This is a genomic window from Cohnella rhizoplanae (assembly GCF_948329515.1).
Taxonomy (GTDB): domain Bacteria; phylum Bacillota; class Bacilli; order Paenibacillales; family Paenibacillaceae; genus Cohnella; species Cohnella rhizoplanae.
Genome location: NZ_CAOJCN010000001.1, coordinates 492,776 through 510,528, shown reverse-complemented (window position 1 = coordinate 510,528; position 17,753 = coordinate 492,776). Strand labels below are relative to the sequence as shown.

At 63.4% G+C, this 17,753-nt stretch carries 19 protein-coding genes and 1 riboswitch; of the genes, 7 read left to right on the top strand and 12 right to left on the bottom strand.

Annotation, left to right across the window (positions count from 1 at the left end; all coding sequences use genetic code 11):
- Positions 1–13 precede the first annotated feature (13 nt).
- Entirely contained in the window at positions 14–469 is a 456-nt protein-coding gene (locus tag PQG80_RS02280; RefSeq protein ID WP_271749502.1) for a GNAT family N-acetyltransferase, read from the bottom strand.
- A 212-nt stretch (positions 470–681) separates the two neighbouring features.
- On the opposite strand from PQG80_RS02280, the gene PQG80_RS02275 reads away from it, so the two are divergent.
- Positions 682–1,998, top strand: coding sequence for a hypothetical protein (locus PQG80_RS02275; RefSeq protein WP_271749501.1), 1,317 nt, complete (start codon positions 682–684; stop codon positions 1,996–1,998).
- A gap of 66 nt (positions 1,999–2,064) precedes the next feature.
- Here PQG80_RS02275 and coaD read toward each other — a convergent pair whose 3' ends face one another.
- The 3 genes from coaD to PQG80_RS02260 all read right to left on the bottom strand — a co-directional run bounded on the left by coaD (position 2,065) and on the right by PQG80_RS02260 (position 4,409).
- Positions 2,065–2,583 carry a pantetheine-phosphate adenylyltransferase gene (gene coaD, locus PQG80_RS02270; protein WP_271749500.1) on the bottom strand — a complete coding sequence of 173 codons (519 nt, stop codon included), beginning with the start codon at positions 2,581–2,583 and terminating at the stop codon, positions 2,065–2,067.
- Complete coding sequence (rsmD, locus tag PQG80_RS02265) at positions 2,584–3,147, bottom strand: 16S rRNA (guanine(966)-N(2))-methyltransferase RsmD (RefSeq protein ID WP_271749499.1); 564 nt, start codon at positions 3,145–3,147, stop codon at positions 2,584–2,586.
- A 362-nt stretch (positions 3,148–3,509) separates the two neighbouring features.
- Positions 3,510–4,409 (bottom strand): manganese catalase family protein, encoded by a 900-nt coding sequence (locus PQG80_RS02260; protein WP_271749498.1) that lies wholly within the window; start codon positions 4,407–4,409, stop codon positions 3,510–3,512.
- A gap of 728 nt (positions 4,410–5,137) precedes the next feature.
- Between PQG80_RS02260 and PQG80_RS02255 the strand changes: the two genes are divergently transcribed.
- Positions 5,138–5,659: a CcdC protein domain-containing protein gene (locus PQG80_RS02255; RefSeq protein ID WP_271749497.1), complete on the top strand. Its 522-nt coding sequence runs from the start codon at positions 5,138–5,140 to the stop codon at positions 5,657–5,659.
- A 57-nt stretch (positions 5,660–5,716) separates the two neighbouring features.
- Positions 5,717–5,908 (top strand): hypothetical protein, encoded by a 192-nt coding sequence (locus tag PQG80_RS02250; protein ID WP_271749496.1) that lies wholly within the window; start codon positions 5,717–5,719, stop codon positions 5,906–5,908.
- A 73-nt stretch (positions 5,909–5,981) separates the two neighbouring features.
- Here the strand turns inward: PQG80_RS02250 and PQG80_RS02245 are convergent, their stop codons facing one another.
- From PQG80_RS02245 to PQG80_RS02210, 8 genes are all read right to left on the bottom strand, one after another.
- Positions 5,982–6,776, bottom strand: a complete 795-nt coding sequence (locus PQG80_RS02245; protein ID WP_271749495.1) for a TatD family hydrolase — start codon at positions 6,774–6,776, stop codon at positions 5,982–5,984.
- Positions 6,766–7,548 (bottom strand): ABC transporter ATP-binding protein, encoded by a 783-nt coding sequence (locus PQG80_RS02240; protein ID WP_271749494.1) that lies wholly within the window; start codon positions 7,546–7,548, stop codon positions 6,766–6,768. Before PQG80_RS02240 ends, PQG80_RS02245 begins: the two co-directional genes overlap by 11 nt.
- Positions 7,545–8,327 (bottom strand): ABC transporter permease, encoded by a 783-nt coding sequence (locus tag PQG80_RS02235; protein WP_271749493.1) that lies wholly within the window; start codon positions 8,325–8,327, stop codon positions 7,545–7,547. Before PQG80_RS02235 ends, PQG80_RS02240 begins: the two co-directional genes overlap by 4 nt.
- Positions 8,317–8,622, bottom strand: coding sequence for a thiamine-binding protein (locus PQG80_RS02230; protein WP_271749492.1), 306 nt, complete (start codon positions 8,620–8,622; stop codon positions 8,317–8,319). The genes PQG80_RS02235 and PQG80_RS02230 overlap by 11 nt, the downstream gene beginning before the upstream one ends.
- A gap of 48 nt (positions 8,623–8,670) precedes the next feature.
- Positions 8,671–9,753, bottom strand: a complete 1,083-nt coding sequence (locus PQG80_RS02225; protein ID WP_271749491.1) for an ABC transporter substrate-binding protein — start codon at positions 9,751–9,753, stop codon at positions 8,671–8,673.
- 103 nt (positions 9,754–9,856) lie between these two features.
- Positions 9,857–9,973: riboswitch (TPP riboswitch) on the bottom strand.
- A 116-nt stretch (positions 9,974–10,089) separates the two neighbouring features.
- Positions 10,090–10,851 (bottom strand): SDR family NAD(P)-dependent oxidoreductase, encoded by a 762-nt coding sequence (locus tag PQG80_RS02220; protein WP_271749490.1) that lies wholly within the window; start codon positions 10,849–10,851, stop codon positions 10,090–10,092.
- A 73-nt stretch (positions 10,852–10,924) separates the two neighbouring features.
- Complete coding sequence (locus PQG80_RS02215; protein ID WP_271749489.1) at positions 10,925–11,527, bottom strand: TetR/AcrR family transcriptional regulator; 603 nt, start codon at positions 11,525–11,527, stop codon at positions 10,925–10,927.
- A gap of 131 nt (positions 11,528–11,658) precedes the next feature.
- Positions 11,659–14,139: a carbohydrate-binding protein gene (locus tag PQG80_RS02210; RefSeq protein ID WP_271749488.1), complete on the bottom strand. Its 2,481-nt coding sequence runs from the start codon at positions 14,137–14,139 to the stop codon at positions 11,659–11,661.
- A gap of 197 nt (positions 14,140–14,336) precedes the next feature.
- Between PQG80_RS02210 and yedE the strand changes: the two genes are divergently transcribed.
- The 4 genes from yedE (at position 14,337) to PQG80_RS02190 (ending at position 17,703) form a co-directional block, all read left to right on the top strand.
- Positions 14,337–15,560 carry a selenium metabolism membrane protein YedE/FdhT gene (yedE, locus tag PQG80_RS02205; protein WP_271749487.1) on the top strand — a complete coding sequence of 408 codons (1,224 nt, stop codon included), beginning with the start codon at positions 14,337–14,339 and terminating at the stop codon, positions 15,558–15,560.
- Positions 15,550–15,777, top strand: a complete 228-nt coding sequence (gene yedF, locus PQG80_RS02200) for a sulfurtransferase-like selenium metabolism protein YedF (protein WP_271749486.1) — start codon at positions 15,550–15,552, stop codon at positions 15,775–15,777. The genes yedE and yedF overlap by 11 nt, the downstream gene beginning before the upstream one ends.
- A gap of 140 nt (positions 15,778–15,917) precedes the next feature.
- Positions 15,918–16,487, top strand: a complete 570-nt coding sequence (locus PQG80_RS02195; protein WP_271749485.1) for a sigma-70 family RNA polymerase sigma factor — start codon at positions 15,918–15,920, stop codon at positions 16,485–16,487.
- Positions 16,444–17,703, top strand: coding sequence for a hypothetical protein (locus tag PQG80_RS02190; RefSeq protein ID WP_271749484.1), 1,260 nt, complete (start codon positions 16,444–16,446; stop codon positions 17,701–17,703). Before PQG80_RS02195 ends, PQG80_RS02190 begins: the two co-directional genes overlap by 44 nt.
- The last annotated feature ends 50 nt before the right edge of the window (positions 17,704–17,753 follow it).

Genomic DNA, 17,753 nt, shown 5'->3' with positions numbered 1-17,753 from the left:
TATCGTCTGCCTTTCATAAATCCTGCGACATCCGGATCATGTCCCTGCACGGAATGCCGTTCTCGAAAATCGGCTCGTCGTAATGCCGCACGAAAAAGTCGATGTCGACCGCTACGATCCGAAACCCGCACTTCTGGTACAGCGCCAGCTGCCCGACGCCCGAGTTGCCGGTCCCGACCTCAACGGTCCGATATCCTCGCCTCCTTGCGGTCTCGACCGCATGCCGGACGAGCGCCTTGCCGATGCCTTGCCCCTGATGCCGCTCATCCACCGCGACGTTCACCAGCTCGGCGGTGTCCGGCCGCGTCGGGAGCAGGACGTACGCGCCGACGGGCTCCTTCTCGCCGGCACGCGCCACATAGCATTCCCCGCGCCGCAAATACTGCTCGACCAGACGTGCCGAAGGATCGGCCAGCAGCAGCAGGTCCATCGGCGGTTTTTCCTCCGGTGTTAACGGTTCGATCCGCATCTCGCAACCTCTCCTTCAATAACAAGAAACCTTCGGGCGCTCCGCCTCGCGGACAAGTCTGGTCTAACGACGGATGGCCCCGCGTACATTGTACCATGTCCCATTGAGCGGCCATGGCTTTGACTTGCGATCGCGTACGCGCCGCCAGTGGCGCGCATTCCCCCGATCCACGGCCATCCGTTAGTCCCGAATGGGCGTGAGGAGGCCGCGTTATGCCCGGATCCGCCGCGCGCAACAAATCCGTTTTCATCTCCGTCCTTCTCGGCGCCTGCGCGCTGACGCTCGTCGTCGGCATCGTGCGGTCGCCCGACGACGCCTTTCGCGCCTCGCTGGGCGGACTGGCCATTTGGTGGAACACCGTTTTTCCCGGCTTGCTCCCGCCCTTGATGCTCGCGGAGCTGCTCGCCGCCTCCGGACTGCTCCACGGCCTCGCCGCGCTCGGCAGCCCCTGGCTGCGGCGCCTCTTCAGGCTGCCGCCCGCCGCGGGCTGGGTTGCCGCTCTCGGCTGGACGGCCGGCATACCGGCCGGCGCCCGGGAGACCGCCCGTCTGCGGGACGCCGGGCTGATCCGCGCCCGCGAAGCGGAATCCCTGCTCATTCTGTCGCATATGCCCAATCCTTTTCTCGTCATTGTCGTCGTGGGCAGCGGCTTCCTGCAGGCGCCGGTCTACGGATGGGCCATCGCCGCCGGACTATGGCTGTCCGGCATCGCGGCGGGCATGATCTGGCCGCGTATTGCCGGCGAAGATCGGGAGCCGGGCGGGCCCGAAGCCGTTGCCGGGCTGACGGAGCGCAGCGCGGATAGCGGCGCAGATGCCTCACGCGACGGTTTGAACGTTACAATCGCGCTAGCCAACGGCAATGCCCCAGGCCGGGCCTCAGCCCTGCGCCGCGCCTACCTGGCGATGCAGGAAGCGCGCCTCGCGGACCCCCGCCCGTTCGGCAAGCAGACCGCTGACGCCGTCACGAGCGCCGTCGCCACGCTGTTCGCGATCGGCGGCCTCATGATGATGTGCGCCGTGCTGCTGCGCATCGTGCAGACGCTGCTGCCGGGCACCGACGCCTGGCTGACCGTGCCCAGCCTGTACGAGATGCACTTGGGCGCCTACGCCTCCGGCCGGTCCGCGCTGTTCGAGTCCGCGCCGGCCAAGGCCGCGGCACTCATCGCGGCCGCGCTCGCGTGGAGCGGCGTCAGCGGCCTGCTGCAGGCCCGCGCCGCCTGGAGCGGGGGCCGCTTCCCCTGGTCGCGCTTCGTCGCCGGCCGTCTGCTGCACGCCGCGCTAGCCCTGGCGGCCACCTACCCGCTGGCTCTCGCCGCGGAACGGGGCATGTTCGCCCCGCTCGGGCCGCTCTGGCAGGCGGTGGCCGGACCCTCCGCCTCTTCCCTGCCGGTCTCCGGCCCGCTCCCCTCCGGGTGGGCGCTGCTGCCCGGCACGACGATGGCGACGCTCGCCTGCCTGGGCATCTTCGTGCTGCTATCCCTGCTCGCAGCCGTCATCTCGCCGCGCCGCGGCAAGCGACGCGAGTAAACCGGACGGCTTGCGGTTATGCGAAGGGGCTCTCTGGCAGCCAATGCCGGAGAGCCCCTTCGTCGATCAATCCCGCTTGCCGAACTTTCCCCGCAGCGCCGCCTCGACCGCCGGCGGCACCAGATCCTGCACGGCGCCGTCGAATTTGGCGATCTCCTTGACGATGCTCGAGCTCAGATACGAATATTTGGGATTGGTCATCATGAAGATCGTCTCGATGCCCTCGTCGAGCTGGCGGTTGGTCGAGGCCATCTGCAGCTCGTATTCGAAGTCCGTGACCGACCGGATACCGCGCACGATGACCTGCGCTTGCTGCGAACGCAAGTAACGCACGAGCAGGTCTCGGAAGTTGCCGATCTCCACGTTGGGCAGGTCCTTGGTCACCTCCAGCAGCAGGCTTGTCCGCTCCTCCACGGTGAACAGCGGACTCTTGGTCGTATTGTTCAGTACGGCGACGATCAGCCTGTCGTACTGCTTGGCCGCCCGCCGGATAATATCGAGATGCCCGAACGTGACCGGGTCGAAGCTGCCGGGATATACCGCGATGCGATGCTCGCCTTCGGGGCGGTTGGATTTGGAATTCACCTATGCGTCTCCTCCGTATCTATAGATGGATATCGCGGTCTCGCCGTACAAGGCCAGCCGGCGCCGCTCGTATACGCCGATCCGCTCGTCGTAGGCGAAGCCGGATTCGTGCTCGACGACCGCCACCGTATGCTCGCCCGCGAGCCCGCGCTCGGTCAACTCCTGCAGCAGCGCATCGCAGTTCTTCATGGCGTAGGGCGGATCAAGGAAAACGAGATCGAACGGCGCGGCCCCGCGCTGCTCGAGCAGCTTGATCGCCTTGCCTGCGTCCTGCCGGTACACCTCCGCCTTGTCCGCGAGCCGCGTGGCCGCCAGGTTAGCGCGGACGATCTCGATGCTGCGCTGGTTGGCGTCCACGAAGACGGCATGTCCGGCGCCCCTGCTGAGCGCCTCGATCCCGAGCCCGCCCGTTCCCGCGAACAAATCCAGCACGCGTTCCCCGTCGAAGTACGGGCCGATCATGCTGAAGAGGGCTTCCTTGACCTTGTCCGTCGTCGGACGGGTCGTCTGGCCCGGCACCGCCTTCAGCGGCCGCCCCCTTGCCTCGCCGGATATGACTCTCATCTGTGAAGTTCGACCCCCGTGCGCGTAAAATCATTCGTGACTTACAGCAAGACAGCCGCGGGTCCGCCGCGGCTTTGGATGGTGCTTATGTTATCATATCCCGCCTTCCGCGGGAAGCCCGCGCCGGCGGGAACGGGGCATCCGCGCATAAAAAACGACCCCCGTCTCGCGACGAGGGCCTCATGGGAGAGGAGAAACCGGACGAAGAACTTATGGGGAAACGTAAGCCTTCTCCGCGGTTATCACCGGCATCTCTCGACGCCGATAATAGCAGTATGGCCGGACGCCGGGAAAATATACGCGGCTGCGCCATTTATTTCTCTGAACTGCCAAAGACACCGGCACGATCCTTCGCCCGCTCGTTACAGTCCGGCGCTCCGCTTCAGACGCTCCGCGATCTGGAACAGATCTTCGCGCGAGATGCCGGGCGCGAACTCCTCCGGCAGATCGGGGAAGTCGATGATCGGACCGCTGTAACCCGGCAGGCCCTTGAACGCTTCGAGCTTGCCGCCGTCCGTCGGATGGGTACCCTTCCAGATCTGCGCGATATGCTGGTAGTCGTCGTCGCTGAAGGTGTACAGCCTCCGATGCTCGCCCTGCGCCTCCCATTTGCGGGTCGCATCGAACGCGCTGTTGTCGAGACGCGGAATGGGGAACATCTTCGTGACGTCTACGCCCGTCGCGATCTCCAGCGCCTTGGCATAGGCTAAAATGTGGACGCCTCCGCGGACGAGCAAATAGCCGGTCATCGCCCTGGCCGTTGGATGGTCGGTCATTTCATAGACGCGCATCTTGTGCGTGCGCGCCCCGCATTCGAGGAAAAAGTTATGAAGCAGATCGAAAATCAGGTTGCCGCTGTTCACCACGTAGGTTCCGTTCCAAGGCCGGCCCATCGAATCGTAAGGAAGCGCCGATTGGGCGGCTTCGATAAAATGCGAGGACATCCGAAGGTCTTTGGTCGGACCGAGCGGGGTCGAGTCGGGGTCTCCCGGCGACGTCGTCCCGGACAGCATGACGTTGATCGTATTGGCCACGAGTTCGACATGGCCGAACTCTTCGGCGGTGATGCTGGCCACGATGTCATAAAACGCGCGCAGCTTGGTTTTGCCGCGGAAGTTAAACGATTGAAACATGTAATTGTTTAGCGTTGACATTTCTCCGAAACGCCCGCCCATCAGCTCTTGGACGGCGCTCGCGCCGTTGGGGTCCGGATGCGCGCCAATCGGCAGCTCGATGGCCAGCCGGTCGACCCTTTTAAACATGTATTCTTCCTCCTCTTGCACGCATACTCAGATCGTATGGGGAGGCGCTCGTTCAATATTCACAAACGCTTCATTTCTTTTTCCCGGGACCCGTCCTGTATAATAGAAGCATTACAAGCAGGGCGGTGAATCGACTGTGAACGGTCCGAAGGCGGTTGCGCTCGTGCTGGGCTATTGCTTGGCGGTGTTTTTGTTCGTCCTGGTCATCTATTTAACGATTCGGTTCTCCACCTGACGGCAGGGAGACATTCCGCGACAGTTGTGTCCAGCAAGCGACGGCCGGCGCCCATTCGGGTCCGGCTTTTTTCGCGTTGTCGCTCGTCTGCGTCCATTCGCGGCAGTATCAGATTCAACCGGCCTCGGGCGGTGTAAGAAAATAATAACAGTACCGCGTGCGAAGGAGGTGTGATGACGAATGAAGCAGCAACGTCTCTCGCTTAGAAATTACTTGGCGTTCTTGGTAACCGAGGTGTCGGAAACGCTCAAGCAAGATCCGCAGTCCACGCCGCGTTCCAGTCGCTGATTTCGTCATCCCTTCGCCCGGCCACGCAGAAGCCGCCGTCCACCGGCGGCTTTTTGCCGTACGCGCGCCTTTCCAAGTACAGGGCTTGCCCTCCCCCGTCCGCTTGCGGGAAATATCCGGCTCATCCCTCGGACCGATGGACGACACCCCGTCCTCATTGGTAAACTAATCAAACGATATTCAAGACGCGAAAGGACGTTGTCCCATGAACCAAACCGCGCAGTTCGCGGTCCCGCTGCTGCTGATCGCCTTTTTCCTGTACCGTCGGATCCGGCGCACGGTCGGCTTCCAGCTGCTGCGCCCCAGGCGGCTCCAGATCCGGGTCGGCCTATTCTCCGTCGTCGGCCTCGTCTTGATCGCGACCGGCTTCATGCACCCGGTCGTATTTGCCGGGGACGCCGTTGGACTGGCGCTCGGCGGCCTGCTCGCCTGGTTCGCCATCCGGCACAGCGTCGTCGAACGGCGGACCGACGGCCTGTACTACCGGACGCACGTCGTCATCGAGTCGCTTGTCATCGCGCTGTTCGTGGGGAGGATCGCCTACCGGTTTTTGTTCGCGATGCCGGCCGCGACGCAGACCGCGGATGCTTTCGGCGGCGCCGGCGCCCTCCAGCAGTACGGACGCGATCCGTGGACGGCCGCGATTCTTTTCATCCTGATCGCCTATTATGCGGGATACTACTTGTACGTGCTGCGCGCCGTTCCCAAGCGGGCGGCGCAGTCCTAGGTCCCTATTCGGCGGGACGCATATCATCCTATCATGCGATAGAGAACGGGAGGCCATATGAGAACGGCGGATCAGATCAAACGAAAGTACCATGAACTGGGCTCGCGCAAGGAAGCGCTCGAGGCGCTGTACGCGGAGGCTGCGGCGGATGCGAGGCCCGCGCTGCAGGCCGAGGCCGAACGCATCGGGGAGCAAATGCTGCTGCTCGAGTGGGTGCTGAACGCGCCGGCCGGCAGCTACCACGGCTAAGCGCCGCGGGTATATAAGAAGAAGCCATGCCTCCTGTATAAGGATCGCATGGCTTCTTCTGTATGATCGGCGATTATCGCCCGAATCCGTAAAACGCGCGCGTATTGCCATCCAGCTCCCGCTCGACCGTCTCCGGCGCCAGCCCTCGCAGCGCCGCGATCTCTCGCGCGACCGCCCGCGTCATGGCAGGCGCCGTCTCCGTCCCCGCGAACGGGCCTTCGAACGGCCAGGGGCCGTCCGTCTCCGCCATCAGCTGTCCGATCGGAAAAGCCGCGGCAAGCTCGCGAATATCCGGCTCGTACAGCACGTCCGGCGTCACCGAGATGAAATACCCGCTCGCCGCGATGCGAGCCGTCGTCTCCGACGCCCCTTTGTACCAGTGAAAGTGCGCGCGCCTGACGCCGTGAAGCTCCATCAGCTCGAGGGCCTTATCCGCGTCCTCGTACACCGCATGGAGCGCGATCGGCCGGTCCAGCTCGGCGGCGAGCCGCGCGAATGCATCGAGCTGCGCCAGATAGGGCGCTTCGTCGAACGGCTCGCCCCGCGCCTCCGCCTCCGTCCGCGTATAGTACGGCAAGCCGACCTCGCCTACCGCGAACGCTTCGCCATCCGCCGCGAGCTGCCGCATCCGGTCGCACAGCCGCGCCAGCTCCGCTGCCCCGAGCGGCGGCTGCTCCGGGTGATGCCCGTAGGCGGGCATCACCCGCCCAGGCCAGCCCGCTGCGAGCCTGCGCGTCTCCTCGCAGGAGGCCGGATGCATCGAGACGGCGACGACGCCGTCCACGCCGGCGGCGAACGCCTCCGCGAGCAGCGCCTCCCGGCGGTCCGGCGGATACTGGTCGACGTGCAGATGCGCGTCATACGCCATCGCCGGCACCTCCCCGCTGCAGCAGCGCCAGCACTTCCTCCTTGAGCGCCACGAACGCGGGCTCCTTCCAGACGTCCGCCCGGCGCGGCCTGTCGAACGGGACCGCGATCTCCCGCAGCACGGTCGCCGGCGCCTTGGACAGCACGTAAATGCGGTCCGACAGTGTCAGCGCCTCCTCGATGCTGTGCGTCACGAACAGCACGGAGCGCCGCTCCTCCTCCCACAGCCGCAGGAGCCAGGCCTGCATCTCCGCCCGCGTGAGCGCGTCGAGCGCGGCGAACGGCTCGTCGAGGCACATGACGCCGCGGGGCATGAGCAGCGCCCGCAGAAACGACACGCGCTGCTGCATCCCGCCCGAGAGCACCTGCGGGTATTCGTCCGCCACGTCCGCCAGGCCGATGCGGCCGAGCCACTCCGCCGCCAGGGCGGCCGCGCGGCGGCGCTCGATCCCGGCCGTCGTCAGCGCCGACGCGATGTTGCCCGCGACCGACATCCACGGGAACAACGACGCCTGCTGCGGCATGTAGCTGATATGCCCCCGCTCGCCCGTCGTCTCCGCGCCGTCGATCAGGATGCGCCCGGCATCCGGTCGTTCGACGCCGCCGATCAGCCGGAACAGCGTCGACTTGCCGCTGCCCGACGGACCGAGCAGCGTGACGAATTCGCCGTCGGCCACGCGCAGCGAGATGTCGTCCAGCACGGGATGGCGCTTCCCGCCGCGCGCGTAGCTCTTGCCGATACCGATCAATTCCAGCTTGTCCGGTCCGTTCATAGCGCGCCTCCCCCCTGTCCGCTCCGGCCTGCGGGCCGCCAGCGGACGACAAGCCGCTCGAGCAGCGCCGCGATGCCGTAGAAGGCCAGCGCCATCCCGACGATGCAGACGATCGCGGCGAAAACGCTCGTCGTGTCGTACCCTTTGGACTTCAGCACCAAGTAATAGCCGATGCCCTCGCTCGCGCCGAGCCATTCCGCCACGATGGCGGCCGTGATGCTATAAGTCGCCGTAATTTTAAGTCCCGAAAAGAAATACGGCAGCGACGCCGGCAGCTCCAGCCGCCGCAGCACCGTGAGCCGGCCCGCGCCGATCATCTCGAGATACTCGCGCAGATGCGGATCCGCCTGCCCGAGCCCGGCCAGCATCGACCACGCGATCGGGAAGTAACAGACGAGGGCCAGCAGCACCAGCTTGGGCGTCAGCCCGAAGCCGAACCAGATGATGAGCAGCGGCCCGAGCGCGATCAACGGAATGTTCTGGGTGATGACGATGATCGGCGAGAGCGCTGCCCGTACGACGGGGATCAAGTGAAAGACGATGGCCGACAGCACGCCGAGCGCGATGCCGAGCCCGATCCCCTTCAGGGCGAGCCGCAGCGTGGAGCCGCTCTGGGCCAGCAGCCGGTCCCACTGTTCGACGATCCGCTCTCCGATGGCAAGCGGCGATGGCAGCGTAAACGGCTTGATATCCCATATCGCCACGCTCGCCTGCCAAAGGAGCAGCGCGCAGGCAAGGGTTCCGACCGGCAGCAGCCATCGGCTGACCTTACTGTCCATCGGGGTATTTGCGCAGCAGATGCGCCATCGAAGCCCCGTCGGCGCCGTGAACGAGCAGCTTGATCTGCGACAGGACGGACGGGCTGCCCTTCTCGAACATCGCCCGGTTCATTTCCTTTACGATATCCAGCAGCTGGTCGAGGTCGCCCTCCATCGTGGTCTCGAGCGGCCCCACCCGATACGCGACGCCGGACGCCTTGATGATCTCGATCGCGCGGTCGACGTACAGATGCGTGTCATCTCCCGGGTTCGCGGGCTTCGGTAAGATCTGAATGCTGAGCAGCGCTTGCGCCATATGGTTAATCCTCCTTGGGTTAGGTCCGTTGGTTTTAAGATCTCGGGGTTAAGGCTGCGGCAAAAATTCGTTCGTAAACATCGCGTCGTAGTCCAGATCCTTCGCGAGCAGCTCGTGCTCCTTCAGGAACTCGGCATAGCCGGACCACACTTCCCGCTTCTGTTCGCCCCAGCGCGGCGCGTCGTCCTTATACTTCGGGCTCAGCCACGCCTGGCTCGCCTTCACGAGATCCGCGTTCAGGTCGGGATTGGCCTTGATCAGCATGTCCGCAGCCTCGGCCGGATGATCGATCGCGTACTGATACCCCTCGGAGGCCCCCTCGACGAACGCGCGGACGACGTCCGGCTTGCCCGCGATCATCTTCTCGCTCGTCGTCAGCACCGGCGTGTAGTAGTCGAGGCGTTTGTCGAAGTCGGACAGGTAGACCATGTTCAGCTGAATGCCGCGCTGCTCGGCTTCGATGCCGGTCCAGGCGTAGAAGATCCATTCGAAGTCGATGTCCTTCTGAATCGCGGTGAAGAAGTCGGCGGTGCCCGCGTTGACGAACTTGACCTTGTTCACGTCCGCGCCCTGCTGCTGCATCATCGAGCCGATGACGGCCTGCTCGGCCGGGGAGCCCCATCCGCCGTAGCTGTGGCCCTCGAAGTCCTTGGGCTCCTTGATGTTCTTGTCCGCGGGCGATGCGAAGCCCGACGTATTATGCTGAATGATGGCTGCGAGCGAGACGATCGGCATGTCGTTCTCTCTGGCCAGCGTGAGGCCCTCCTGCGCGCCTACGCCGAAGTCCGCGGCGCCCGTCGCGACCATCTGATCCGCGCCGCTCTCCGGCGGCAGCACGATCTCGACGTCGAGCCCGCGCTTTTTCCAGTAGCCCTGGTCCGCGGCGACATACAATCCCGTGTGGTTCGTGTTGGGCGTCCAATCCAGCACCAGCTTGACCTTGCCGAGATCGGCGGCCTGTCCGCCCGCGGCCGACGCCGTCGCCGGCGCGCTCGCGCCCGGCGAAGCCGCGGCCGAACCGCCGCTACCCTCATTGTTCCCGTTGCCCCCGCAGCCTGCCACGATCAACAGCGCCGCGATCGCCGCCGCGCCTTTGCCGCGCCAGCTCTTCTTGCCCATTGCCAGTCCCATTTCCTCTACTCCCTCTCTTATGACGCCTCGTCCGCGGCAATCAAAAAACGCCCCCCGTATTCGGAGGGCGTCCTAAATAAACATGGACAAAACGCGCGAATCCCATTCGCGCTTCCCGCCTCCCTACGCTGGTCCTAACCAGATCAGGTTCAAGGGTCTGCATCTTAAAAAGCGGGATGCACTCTCAGCCGGCCTATCTCCAGCTCCCCCGGGGTTTGTTCGATTGTCGTCGTGCTTGGCATGGATCGATAACGTCTCTCATTATAGCAGAACATCGGATTCTGTCCAGCATTTGCATGTCGAAGCTTCGCAGCGCGGGTCATCGCGACTTGATCCTCACAGGATTAAACCGCCGTCCATCACCCAAGTAGAGCCGACCGCGAAGGCCGCGTCATCCGACAGCAGGTACGCGATCGCCTTGGCGATTTCTTCGGATTCGGCCATCCTCTTGGCCGGGATGAGCTGCGCGAAGCCTGCCAAGAGTTCCTCGCCGAGCCCTTCCGTGATCTCGGACTTCGTCGGCCCCGGCGCGATCGCGTTGATCCGGATGTTATGGCCGGCCATTTCCTTGGCGGCGACCTTCGTTAGCGCTTCGACGGCGAACTTGGATGCGCTGTAGGCGCTCGACCGATCGGTTGGACGGAGGCCGTTGATCGAGGACACGTTCACGATGGCGCCGCCGCCGGTCTTAAGCATGGCCGCCGCTTCGTGCTTCATGCTGGCGAAGAGGCCGACGACGTTCGTTTGCAGCGCGTCCTGCAGGTCCTTCGTATCGGTCTCGATCAATGGCGCGGGTCTCTTGCTGATCCCCGCGTTGTTCACGGCGAGGTCCAGCTTCCCGTATCGGCCGACGATCCACCGGATGCCGTCGCGGACGCTCTCTTCGTTTGCGACGTCCATCTTCAGGAACGCCGCTTCTCCGCCAAGCGCCCGGATTTCTTCGACGACCTGCCGTCCCTTTTCTTCGCGGCGGGCGGCGACGACGACCGTCGCGCCTTCGGAAGCGAGCAGCAGGGCGGTGGACCTGCCGATCCCGCTCGTTGCGCCCGTCACCAGCGCTACTTTGTCCTTCTTACTCGCGTCGATATTCATGCTCATGTTTTAGCCTCCATCAGTTTAGATCGAATGTTCATTCTAATTATTGCAAAAAAAACCGGGGGTAGCCGCCTCGCTATAGCTGCGCACCCGCCGCTTCCGGGAGAAGTACGGCGTTCCAGCAGGACCGGATCGCTTCTCCGATGCTGTCTTCGTCGAGCGCGTAGATCTCGTGCAGATTCGCTTTGAGCAGGTACACGAACGTCCCGTAATGCATCTGCACCATCATTTTCGGATTCATCGGGACGAACAGCTTGCGCGCGATCGCATCCGCGTACAGCCGGTTCATCGGCTCGCACCACCCGCCGGTATACGCGGCTAGCCTGACATCGTCGTAAATATAAGGCGAAAACGAATATTGCTCGATGAACTGAAAACCCGCCGGATACTTCAAGCCCAAGTCGACGACCCGTCGCCACCCCGCCTCGAACTTCTCGCGAAGCGTCGCGCCTTGGGTCAGTCCCTCGCGGACGTATTCGCCGTTAAACGCGACGATCGCCCTGTACAGCTCGTTCACGATCTCTTCCTTGCTTTGAAAATAATGATAGATGCTGCCCGTCGATACGCCGGATTCCTTGGCGATGAGCGCCATCGACGTAGCCTGCAGCTCCTTGCGGATAATGATGCCTAGCGTCGTCTCCAGCACGGCGCGCTGTACCTTGTTGTAACGGCCGAACATTCGGCGCCACCTCCATTCACATTAAATCGAACGTTCATTCTAATGTCGTAAGCATACTACCGATCGGCTCTACAGTCAACCGCAAGAAAAAAAAACGGCTGCGATCAGCGCAGCCGTCTCGTACCCGCATTTTAGAAATAAAGGCGGAATTGGTCGATAAGGCCGACTTCGCCGCCGTCCGCGTTCTCGAACGTAAGGTATATATTCTGCAGGCCCGCGGTAGGCGTCAGAGCCGCCTGGAACGTCGTCCACTTGTCCAGCCCGCCCGTGGCAGCGACGCTCAGCGTGCCGATGACGGCGCCCTTCGGGCCGCCGGTTCTGACCCGTACGGTACCCGCTTTGACCGAGGCCGCCTTGAGCTCGATCTTGCTCATCCCCGTCAGATCGACGTTGGCATAAGCGACCCAATCGCCGGGCTGCAACGAGCCGAGATGCTGGCCGCCCGTCGCGGCGGTCAACGTCGAGATTCCCGTCTGCGCGGCGAATTTCTCGGCTTCGACCGTTAGCGGCGCGGGCGCGGGCAAGAGCGCGGCAGAGGCGCCGGCATGCACGTTCTCCACCCCCGCGTGCACGCTCTTCATGATGCCGACCATCTCCTTGTAAGGCTGATCCTGCTGGTTCACGAGTCCCGTATTGTAACTCTCGCCGTCCGGCCTCCCCGTGACCGGCTGATCGTAGTAGGCGTACCAGCCCGAACCGACGAACAGCGGATGGGACGCTTGGCTCTCGATGAAGGTCTGAAAGGCCGCGCCTCTCTCCGCGACGGTGTCCGTCTTGGTCGGCGCGCTGATGTAGGACAGTCCCCGCATAGAGGCGCCGAACGAATATTCCTGGTTCAGCAGCGGCTTGCCGTAAGCCTCGTATCTGGATATCCAGGCGTTATCCCGCGTATAGCTGTCCACGGAGAACGCGTCGACGTACGGCATGGCCCCCTGATCCCAATCCAGACTCGTCCGCCAGGTCGGCACGACGGACGTCCCGAGGAACAGGTGATTCGGGTCGTATTTGCGGATGATGGTTTGGATCATTGAATAATACTTGTCGGAGGCGAGCCGGATATACTCCGATACGTCGATGCCGGGAACCTTGGACATGTCGATCGGTACATCCTTCAGCGCGGCGAACGAGGCGGCGTTCGTGCCCAGCAGCCGGTTGACGGCGCCGAGATCGTTGTTGTACCTCGGCGCCATGAAGTCGACGAACGCGCTTTTCGCCGGCGAGCTTGAGGTGTACGCCAGCACCTGCTTCACGATCTCGTCGTTCCAGCCCGCTTCGTTGTCGTAAGTGTAGCCAATCAGCCAATTGCTCGCCTTCGCGGCTTGAAGCTGGGCTTTTAACGCGTTCTCGATGACGGTCGCGCTCTGCGGATCGAAGACGTCGTACGTCCACTGGATTCTTCTCAGCGTCGCAGGGTCCTGAAGCACTTGAATATACGGAAACGCGATATTTTTCGGCTTGGTCCATTTGGTGAAGGCGTTGAAGCCCCAATCGATCAGCCGCTTTTTGGTGATCGACTCCCATTTGGTCTCATAGTCGGTTCCGTATTTTTTCATGACGTTCGCGACGAGAAAGCTTACGTACTGCCCGTCCGCGTCGTTGGTGTAAGCCGGCGAGTAGCGGGTGCGATCCGGCAGCTCCCCGAAAATTTCTCTCGTCGTGCCGTCGGCTTTGAGGAGCGGCGTCTTATAGCCGGATTCCCATAGGCTCGCGGCGTCCACGCCCTTCATAATGAATGGATATCCGTCCGGCGTGATGAACCACCACCGCCCGTCCAGCTTTTGCAGCCGGAAAAATCCGGTGGCCGCGTATTTTCCTTTGCTCTTGATTCCGCCGTACGCATCGTATCGGGTCTGGTCCAGCGTTACGCCCGCAAGCTGACTCGCCTCGTTCGCGTATTCCTGCTGCAGCTGGGCGTCGGAAGCGACCTTGCCCGTCCAGGTCTCGCTCATCCACTGTCCGTACGGGTCGACCATCAGGGCATCCTTGGCCAGCTCCGCCTTCATCTGCGTCGGAGTCAGCGCGACGCCCGCAGTCAAGGAGACTTCGCCGGCGCCCCTGTACACTTCCACCTCGACAAGCGGGATATGCTGGTAAGCCTGCGTCCGCTTGACCTCCAGGATGACGAACCGGGCCCTCTGGTCCCCCATCGGCACGTTTACCGCGTAGGCCAGGTCGGTACCGGACCTCACGTGCCTGTCGGCGATGTAGTAGCCGCGCGCCGACTCCGGACGGTATTTCACGGTCATGTCCTTGAAGCCCCAGTATTTATTGGGCGAATCGAGCACGACGCGAATCCGGTCGAGCGGGTAATCCTTGAGCAGATCGATGACGACGCGCACGGTCGAATAGGACGTCCCGCTTCCCATCCAGGCGGCGTACGTGGCGTTCGAGCCGTCGAACAGCACGCCGTTCGCGGAGGAGACCAAGCCGGTCGTCGTGACGCGGTCGGGAGAGCTGCCCGCATCGGGCGTGATGCTGTAATAATAGTTTCCCGTTCGAAGCGCCGCTTCTTCCCCGTAAGCGCTGCCTGCGGGAGGCAAGGACACGGTAATGATAGCCGCCGACAGAATCGACATCCACACCCTTAATTTCCATTTATATGTTATTTTCATCATAAACCTCCTTATATATATTCATTTATACCGTATATCGGCATATAACTCCTTTTTAGTGACCCCAAATTTTGGTATCTATCGATTGTATATAACTATTTTTGATATACTTTGCTATATACCGTATGCAGAGTTGTAGTAATATGAGAGTCGGGAATCGAGGCAGAAATCTAGATTGAAAGAGGTTTGGGTACAAGATGAGCGGTTTTTATAAAAAATGGGTGTTAAGTTATTGGAGCCCTTATATGGCGATGGCTCTCGCGGGGATTCTGAGCGCCGCGTATTTCGGCATAACGAAGACCGTATGGGCCGTAACCGGCGAATTCACGCGGCTCGGCGGCCATATTCTCGAGCTGTTCGGCACGGACATATCGGACTGGAGCTATTATCAGCTGATCGGCATGAAGGGAACGACCTGGACGCGCACGGACGGCTGGATCGTATGGGGCATGTTCGCCGGCGCGCTGATCATGATCCTGCTGAACAACAACTTCAAGATTCGCGTGCCGCGGCAGAAACGCCGCTGGGTACAGGGCTTCGCCGGCGGCATCGTCGCGGGCTTCGGCGCGCGGCTCGCCCTCGGCTGCAACCTGGCCGCCTTTTTTACGGGCGTCCCCCAGTTCTCGCTCCACTCGTGGATCTTCATGCTGGCGACCGGCATCGGGACGTATGCGGGGGCGAAGCTGATCTCCGCGCGTTGGTGGAAGGGCAAGCCCCTGCTTACCAAGGGCTCGGTCACGCCGCTTCGCGCGAGATCAAGGAAGGTACAGCCGGTCGTCGGCATCGTCGCGGCGGTGGCATACGGCGCGTTGATCGTTTACTTTTTCGTGACCGGCCATCGCATGCTGGGCGTCGCCGCCCTGTTCGGCGCCTTGTTCGGCATTCTGATCGAGAGAGGCCAGATCTGCTTCACCTCGGCCTTCCGCGACCTGTGGATCAGCGGCCGCGCGACGATGACCAAGGCGATCCTCGTCGGCATGGCGATCAGCTCGGTCGCGACCCTGATCGTCATCGAGACCTACGGACTCGATCCGGTGACCAAGATGGCCGCGCCGAGCACGTTCGTCGGCGGCCTCCTGTTCGGCGTCGGAATCGTCATGGCCGCGGGCTGCGAGACCGGCATGATGTACCGGCTGATGGAAGGCCAGATCGTCTTCCTCCCCGTCTTCGTCGGGAATATCGTCGGCGCCACCGCCCTCGCCTACGCGTGGGACCACATGGGCGTATATGACGCGCTCGTCGCGAGCGGCGCGAAGATCAACCTGCTGACCGAGATCGGCCCCGGCTTCGCCCTCTTCGCCACGCTGTTCGTGCTGGCCGCGGCCTTCGCGGTCGCGGTCTATATGCAGAAGAACTATCGCTTCGGCGAAGGTCTGGGGAGACCCGACTTCAAAAAAGGGGGAATGAAACGTGTCCGCTGATTATACGCTGGATATTCGGGGCGAATCTTGTCCTTATCCCGTCATTTATACGTTGGAGACCCTTAAGGATATGAGCCGTGGACAGCTGCTGCAGGTCATCGTCGATTGTCCCGCAGCCTACCGCAACGTGCCGGAGGAGGTCGTCAAGCACGGCTACGAGCTGGCGCGGGAGCCCGAAAAAAACGGCCGCGACATGATCTTTCTCATTAAAGCCTGACAGGCGCCGCAAGCTTCCGGATCGCTCCGGAAGCTTATTTTTTCGCATGGAGCCGGCTTCGGGGGAGAAATGGTTTGTCGACCCTGCTACAAAACCGGTCCGGTACCCGTCTTACCATCGAAAGGGGGAGCGGCTGCAACATGGAGGAAGGCGCACGGATACCCGAGCTGTTCCAGCGCTTGTTCCGGGAGCATTACCCCGGGGTGGCGCGGAAGCTCTATGCACTGACCGGCGATTACGCGGCGGCGGAGGATCTGGCCCAGGAGGTATTCCTGCGGCTCTACCGGAACCCTCCGGAACGGCTGGAGGCCTCCGGCGCCTGGCTGCACCGGGTGCTGACCCGGATCGGCTACGATTACCTCAGGCAACGGTCGTCGGGCAAGGCGTTATTGGAGAAGGAAACCGCGCGCGTCGCGGCTTGGTCGGAAGGCGCCGTCCCATCGGGAGAGACGGAGGTCATCCGCGAGTGGGAGATCGACGTGGTCCGGACGGTGCTGCAGAAGCTGTCGGACCGGGACCGGACCGCCCTGCTGCTGCGGGAGGAAGGGTACAGCTACGAGGAGATCGCCGGCCGGCTTGCGGTCAACCCCAAGATCGTCGGCACGCTGCTCGCCCGGGCGGAGGAACGGCTGAAAAAGAAATACGGGCAGGAGGAGGATCGGCACGATGGCTTACGAGGAGAAGCGGACCGACGGGAAGCCGGTCTTTGATACGGATCGGGCCTGGGAGCGGTTCGAGCGGGCGGCGGCCGGAGAGCCGGTTCCCGCGTTGTGGAGGCAAGCCGAGACCGATCGGCGTTCGGACGGAACCGGAATCGGGGCCGTAACGAACGAGGCTGGTAACAACGAGGCGGTCGTCAACGGGGCGGGTACGATGCAGGCTGGTACGATGCAGGCTAGTACGTATGGGAAGCCGGATAATACGGAGAAGGATGGTGCGGTCACGATGAATCGGACACATGCAAACGGTGCGCCGCAGGCGGCTCCAGCCGCCGCGGCCGGCCCGGCGCCTATGATTGCAGGCGCGGCGAGACGGGAAGAGACGGGCGGCGGCCGCTGGCGGACGGAAAAGCCGGCAAGGCGCCGGCTTCGGAGATGGTCCGCCGGCATCGCCGCGGCCGCCGTCGCCGCCGGGCTGATCGCCACCCCGCTCGGGGACCGGACCCTGGCCGCGATGCTGGATACCTTCCGCATCCAGCACGTGGTCGGCGTCGGCCTCTCGACGGACGACATGGCGGCTATCTCCAACCTGCTCGAGCGCGGGTCTCCAGACGGGGACCGGAGCTTCGACCTGGCTCAATACGGCACGTTGACCCAATCGGGCGGCGGCGAGGCGCGCACCGTGACGTGGGCGGAAGCGGACCGGATGCTGGGCGTCCCGCTGCTCCGGCTGGGCAGCCCCGCTGCCCCATCCTACCAGCCGGCCACGGCGCTCACGTTCCGCCTGAACGTGAAGGCGGTCAATCGGCTGCTGACCCGCTTGGGCAGCGCCACGACCCTGCCGGCCGAGGCGGACGGCAAAGCGATCACGCTGCGCATCCCCGACGGCTTCGTCATGGAGGGCACCTTGGCCGGCAAGCCGGCGCGGCTGCTGCAGTTCGGCAAGCCGGAGCTGACCGTCGAGGGCGGCATCGACGCATCCGTCGTCCGCGAGGCGATCCTGGGTCTGCCCGTGCTGCCGGAGAGCCTGCGGACCAAGCTGGCCGCCATCGGCGACTGGCAGAGCACCCTGCCGGTGCCGGCGCGCGACGGCGCGACCGAGAGCCTGCGGCTCGGCGGATACGACGCGGTCATGACCGAGGGCGACGCCAGGCGCTTCCTGCTATGGCTCGACGGGGACCGCATGGGCCTGCTTAGCGTCGCCACGGCGGATTTCTCCGCGGCTTCCGGCTTCCGGCAGGCGGCGGAGGCGCTGATCCGCCCATGATGATCGATACGGCGGACTTGACCAAGACTTATGACGGCCGCGGCGGTTGC

Coding starts and splice junctions, on each gene's coding strand:
- PQG80_RS02260 (WP_271749498.1), bottom strand. CDS start 4,409: ATGTTTAAAAGGGTCGACCGGCTGGCCATCGAGCTGCCGATTGGCGCG.
- PQG80_RS02210 (WP_271749488.1), bottom strand. CDS start 14,139: ATGAAAATAACATATAAATGGAAATTAAGGGTGTGGATGTCGATTCTG.
- PQG80_RS02195 (WP_271749485.1), top strand. CDS start 15,918: ATGGAGGAAGGCGCACGGATACCCGAGCTGTTCCAGCGCTTGTTCCGG.
- PQG80_RS02230 (WP_271749492.1), bottom strand. CDS start 8,622: ATGGCGCAAGCGCTGCTCAGCATTCAGATCTTACCGAAGCCCGCGAAC.
- PQG80_RS02250 (WP_271749496.1), top strand. CDS start 5,717: ATGAGAACGGCGGATCAGATCAAACGAAAGTACCATGAACTGGGCTCG.
- PQG80_RS02275 (WP_271749501.1), top strand. CDS start 682: ATGCCCGGATCCGCCGCGCGCAACAAATCCGTTTTCATCTCCGTCCTT.
- PQG80_RS02245 (WP_271749495.1), bottom strand. CDS start 6,776: ATGGCGTATGACGCGCATCTGCACGTCGACCAGTATCCGCCGGACCGC.
- PQG80_RS02215 (WP_271749489.1), bottom strand. CDS start 11,527: ATGTTCGGCCGTTACAACAAGGTACAGCGCGCCGTGCTGGAGACGACG.
- PQG80_RS02190 (WP_271749484.1), top strand. CDS start 16,444: ATGGCTTACGAGGAGAAGCGGACCGACGGGAAGCCGGTCTTTGATACG.
- PQG80_RS02220 (WP_271749490.1), bottom strand. CDS start 10,851: ATGAGCATGAATATCGACGCGAGTAAGAAGGACAAAGTAGCGCTGGTG.
- rsmD (WP_271749499.1), bottom strand. CDS start 3,147: ATGAGAGTCATATCCGGCGAGGCAAGGGGGCGGCCGCTGAAGGCGGTG.
- PQG80_RS02240 (WP_271749494.1), bottom strand. CDS start 7,548: ATGAACGGACCGGACAAGCTGGAATTGATCGGTATCGGCAAGAGCTAC.
- PQG80_RS02255 (WP_271749497.1), top strand. CDS start 5,138: ATGAACCAAACCGCGCAGTTCGCGGTCCCGCTGCTGCTGATCGCCTTT.
- yedE (WP_271749487.1), top strand. CDS start 14,337: ATGAGCGGTTTTTATAAAAAATGGGTGTTAAGTTATTGGAGCCCTTAT.
- PQG80_RS02225 (WP_271749491.1), bottom strand. CDS start 9,753: ATGGGACTGGCAATGGGCAAGAAGAGCTGGCGCGGCAAAGGCGCGGCG.
- PQG80_RS02235 (WP_271749493.1), bottom strand. CDS start 8,327: ATGGACAGTAAGGTCAGCCGATGGCTGCTGCCGGTCGGAACCCTTGCC.
- PQG80_RS02280 (WP_271749502.1), bottom strand. CDS start 469: ATGCGGATCGAACCGTTAACACCGGAGGAAAAACCGCCGATGGACCTG.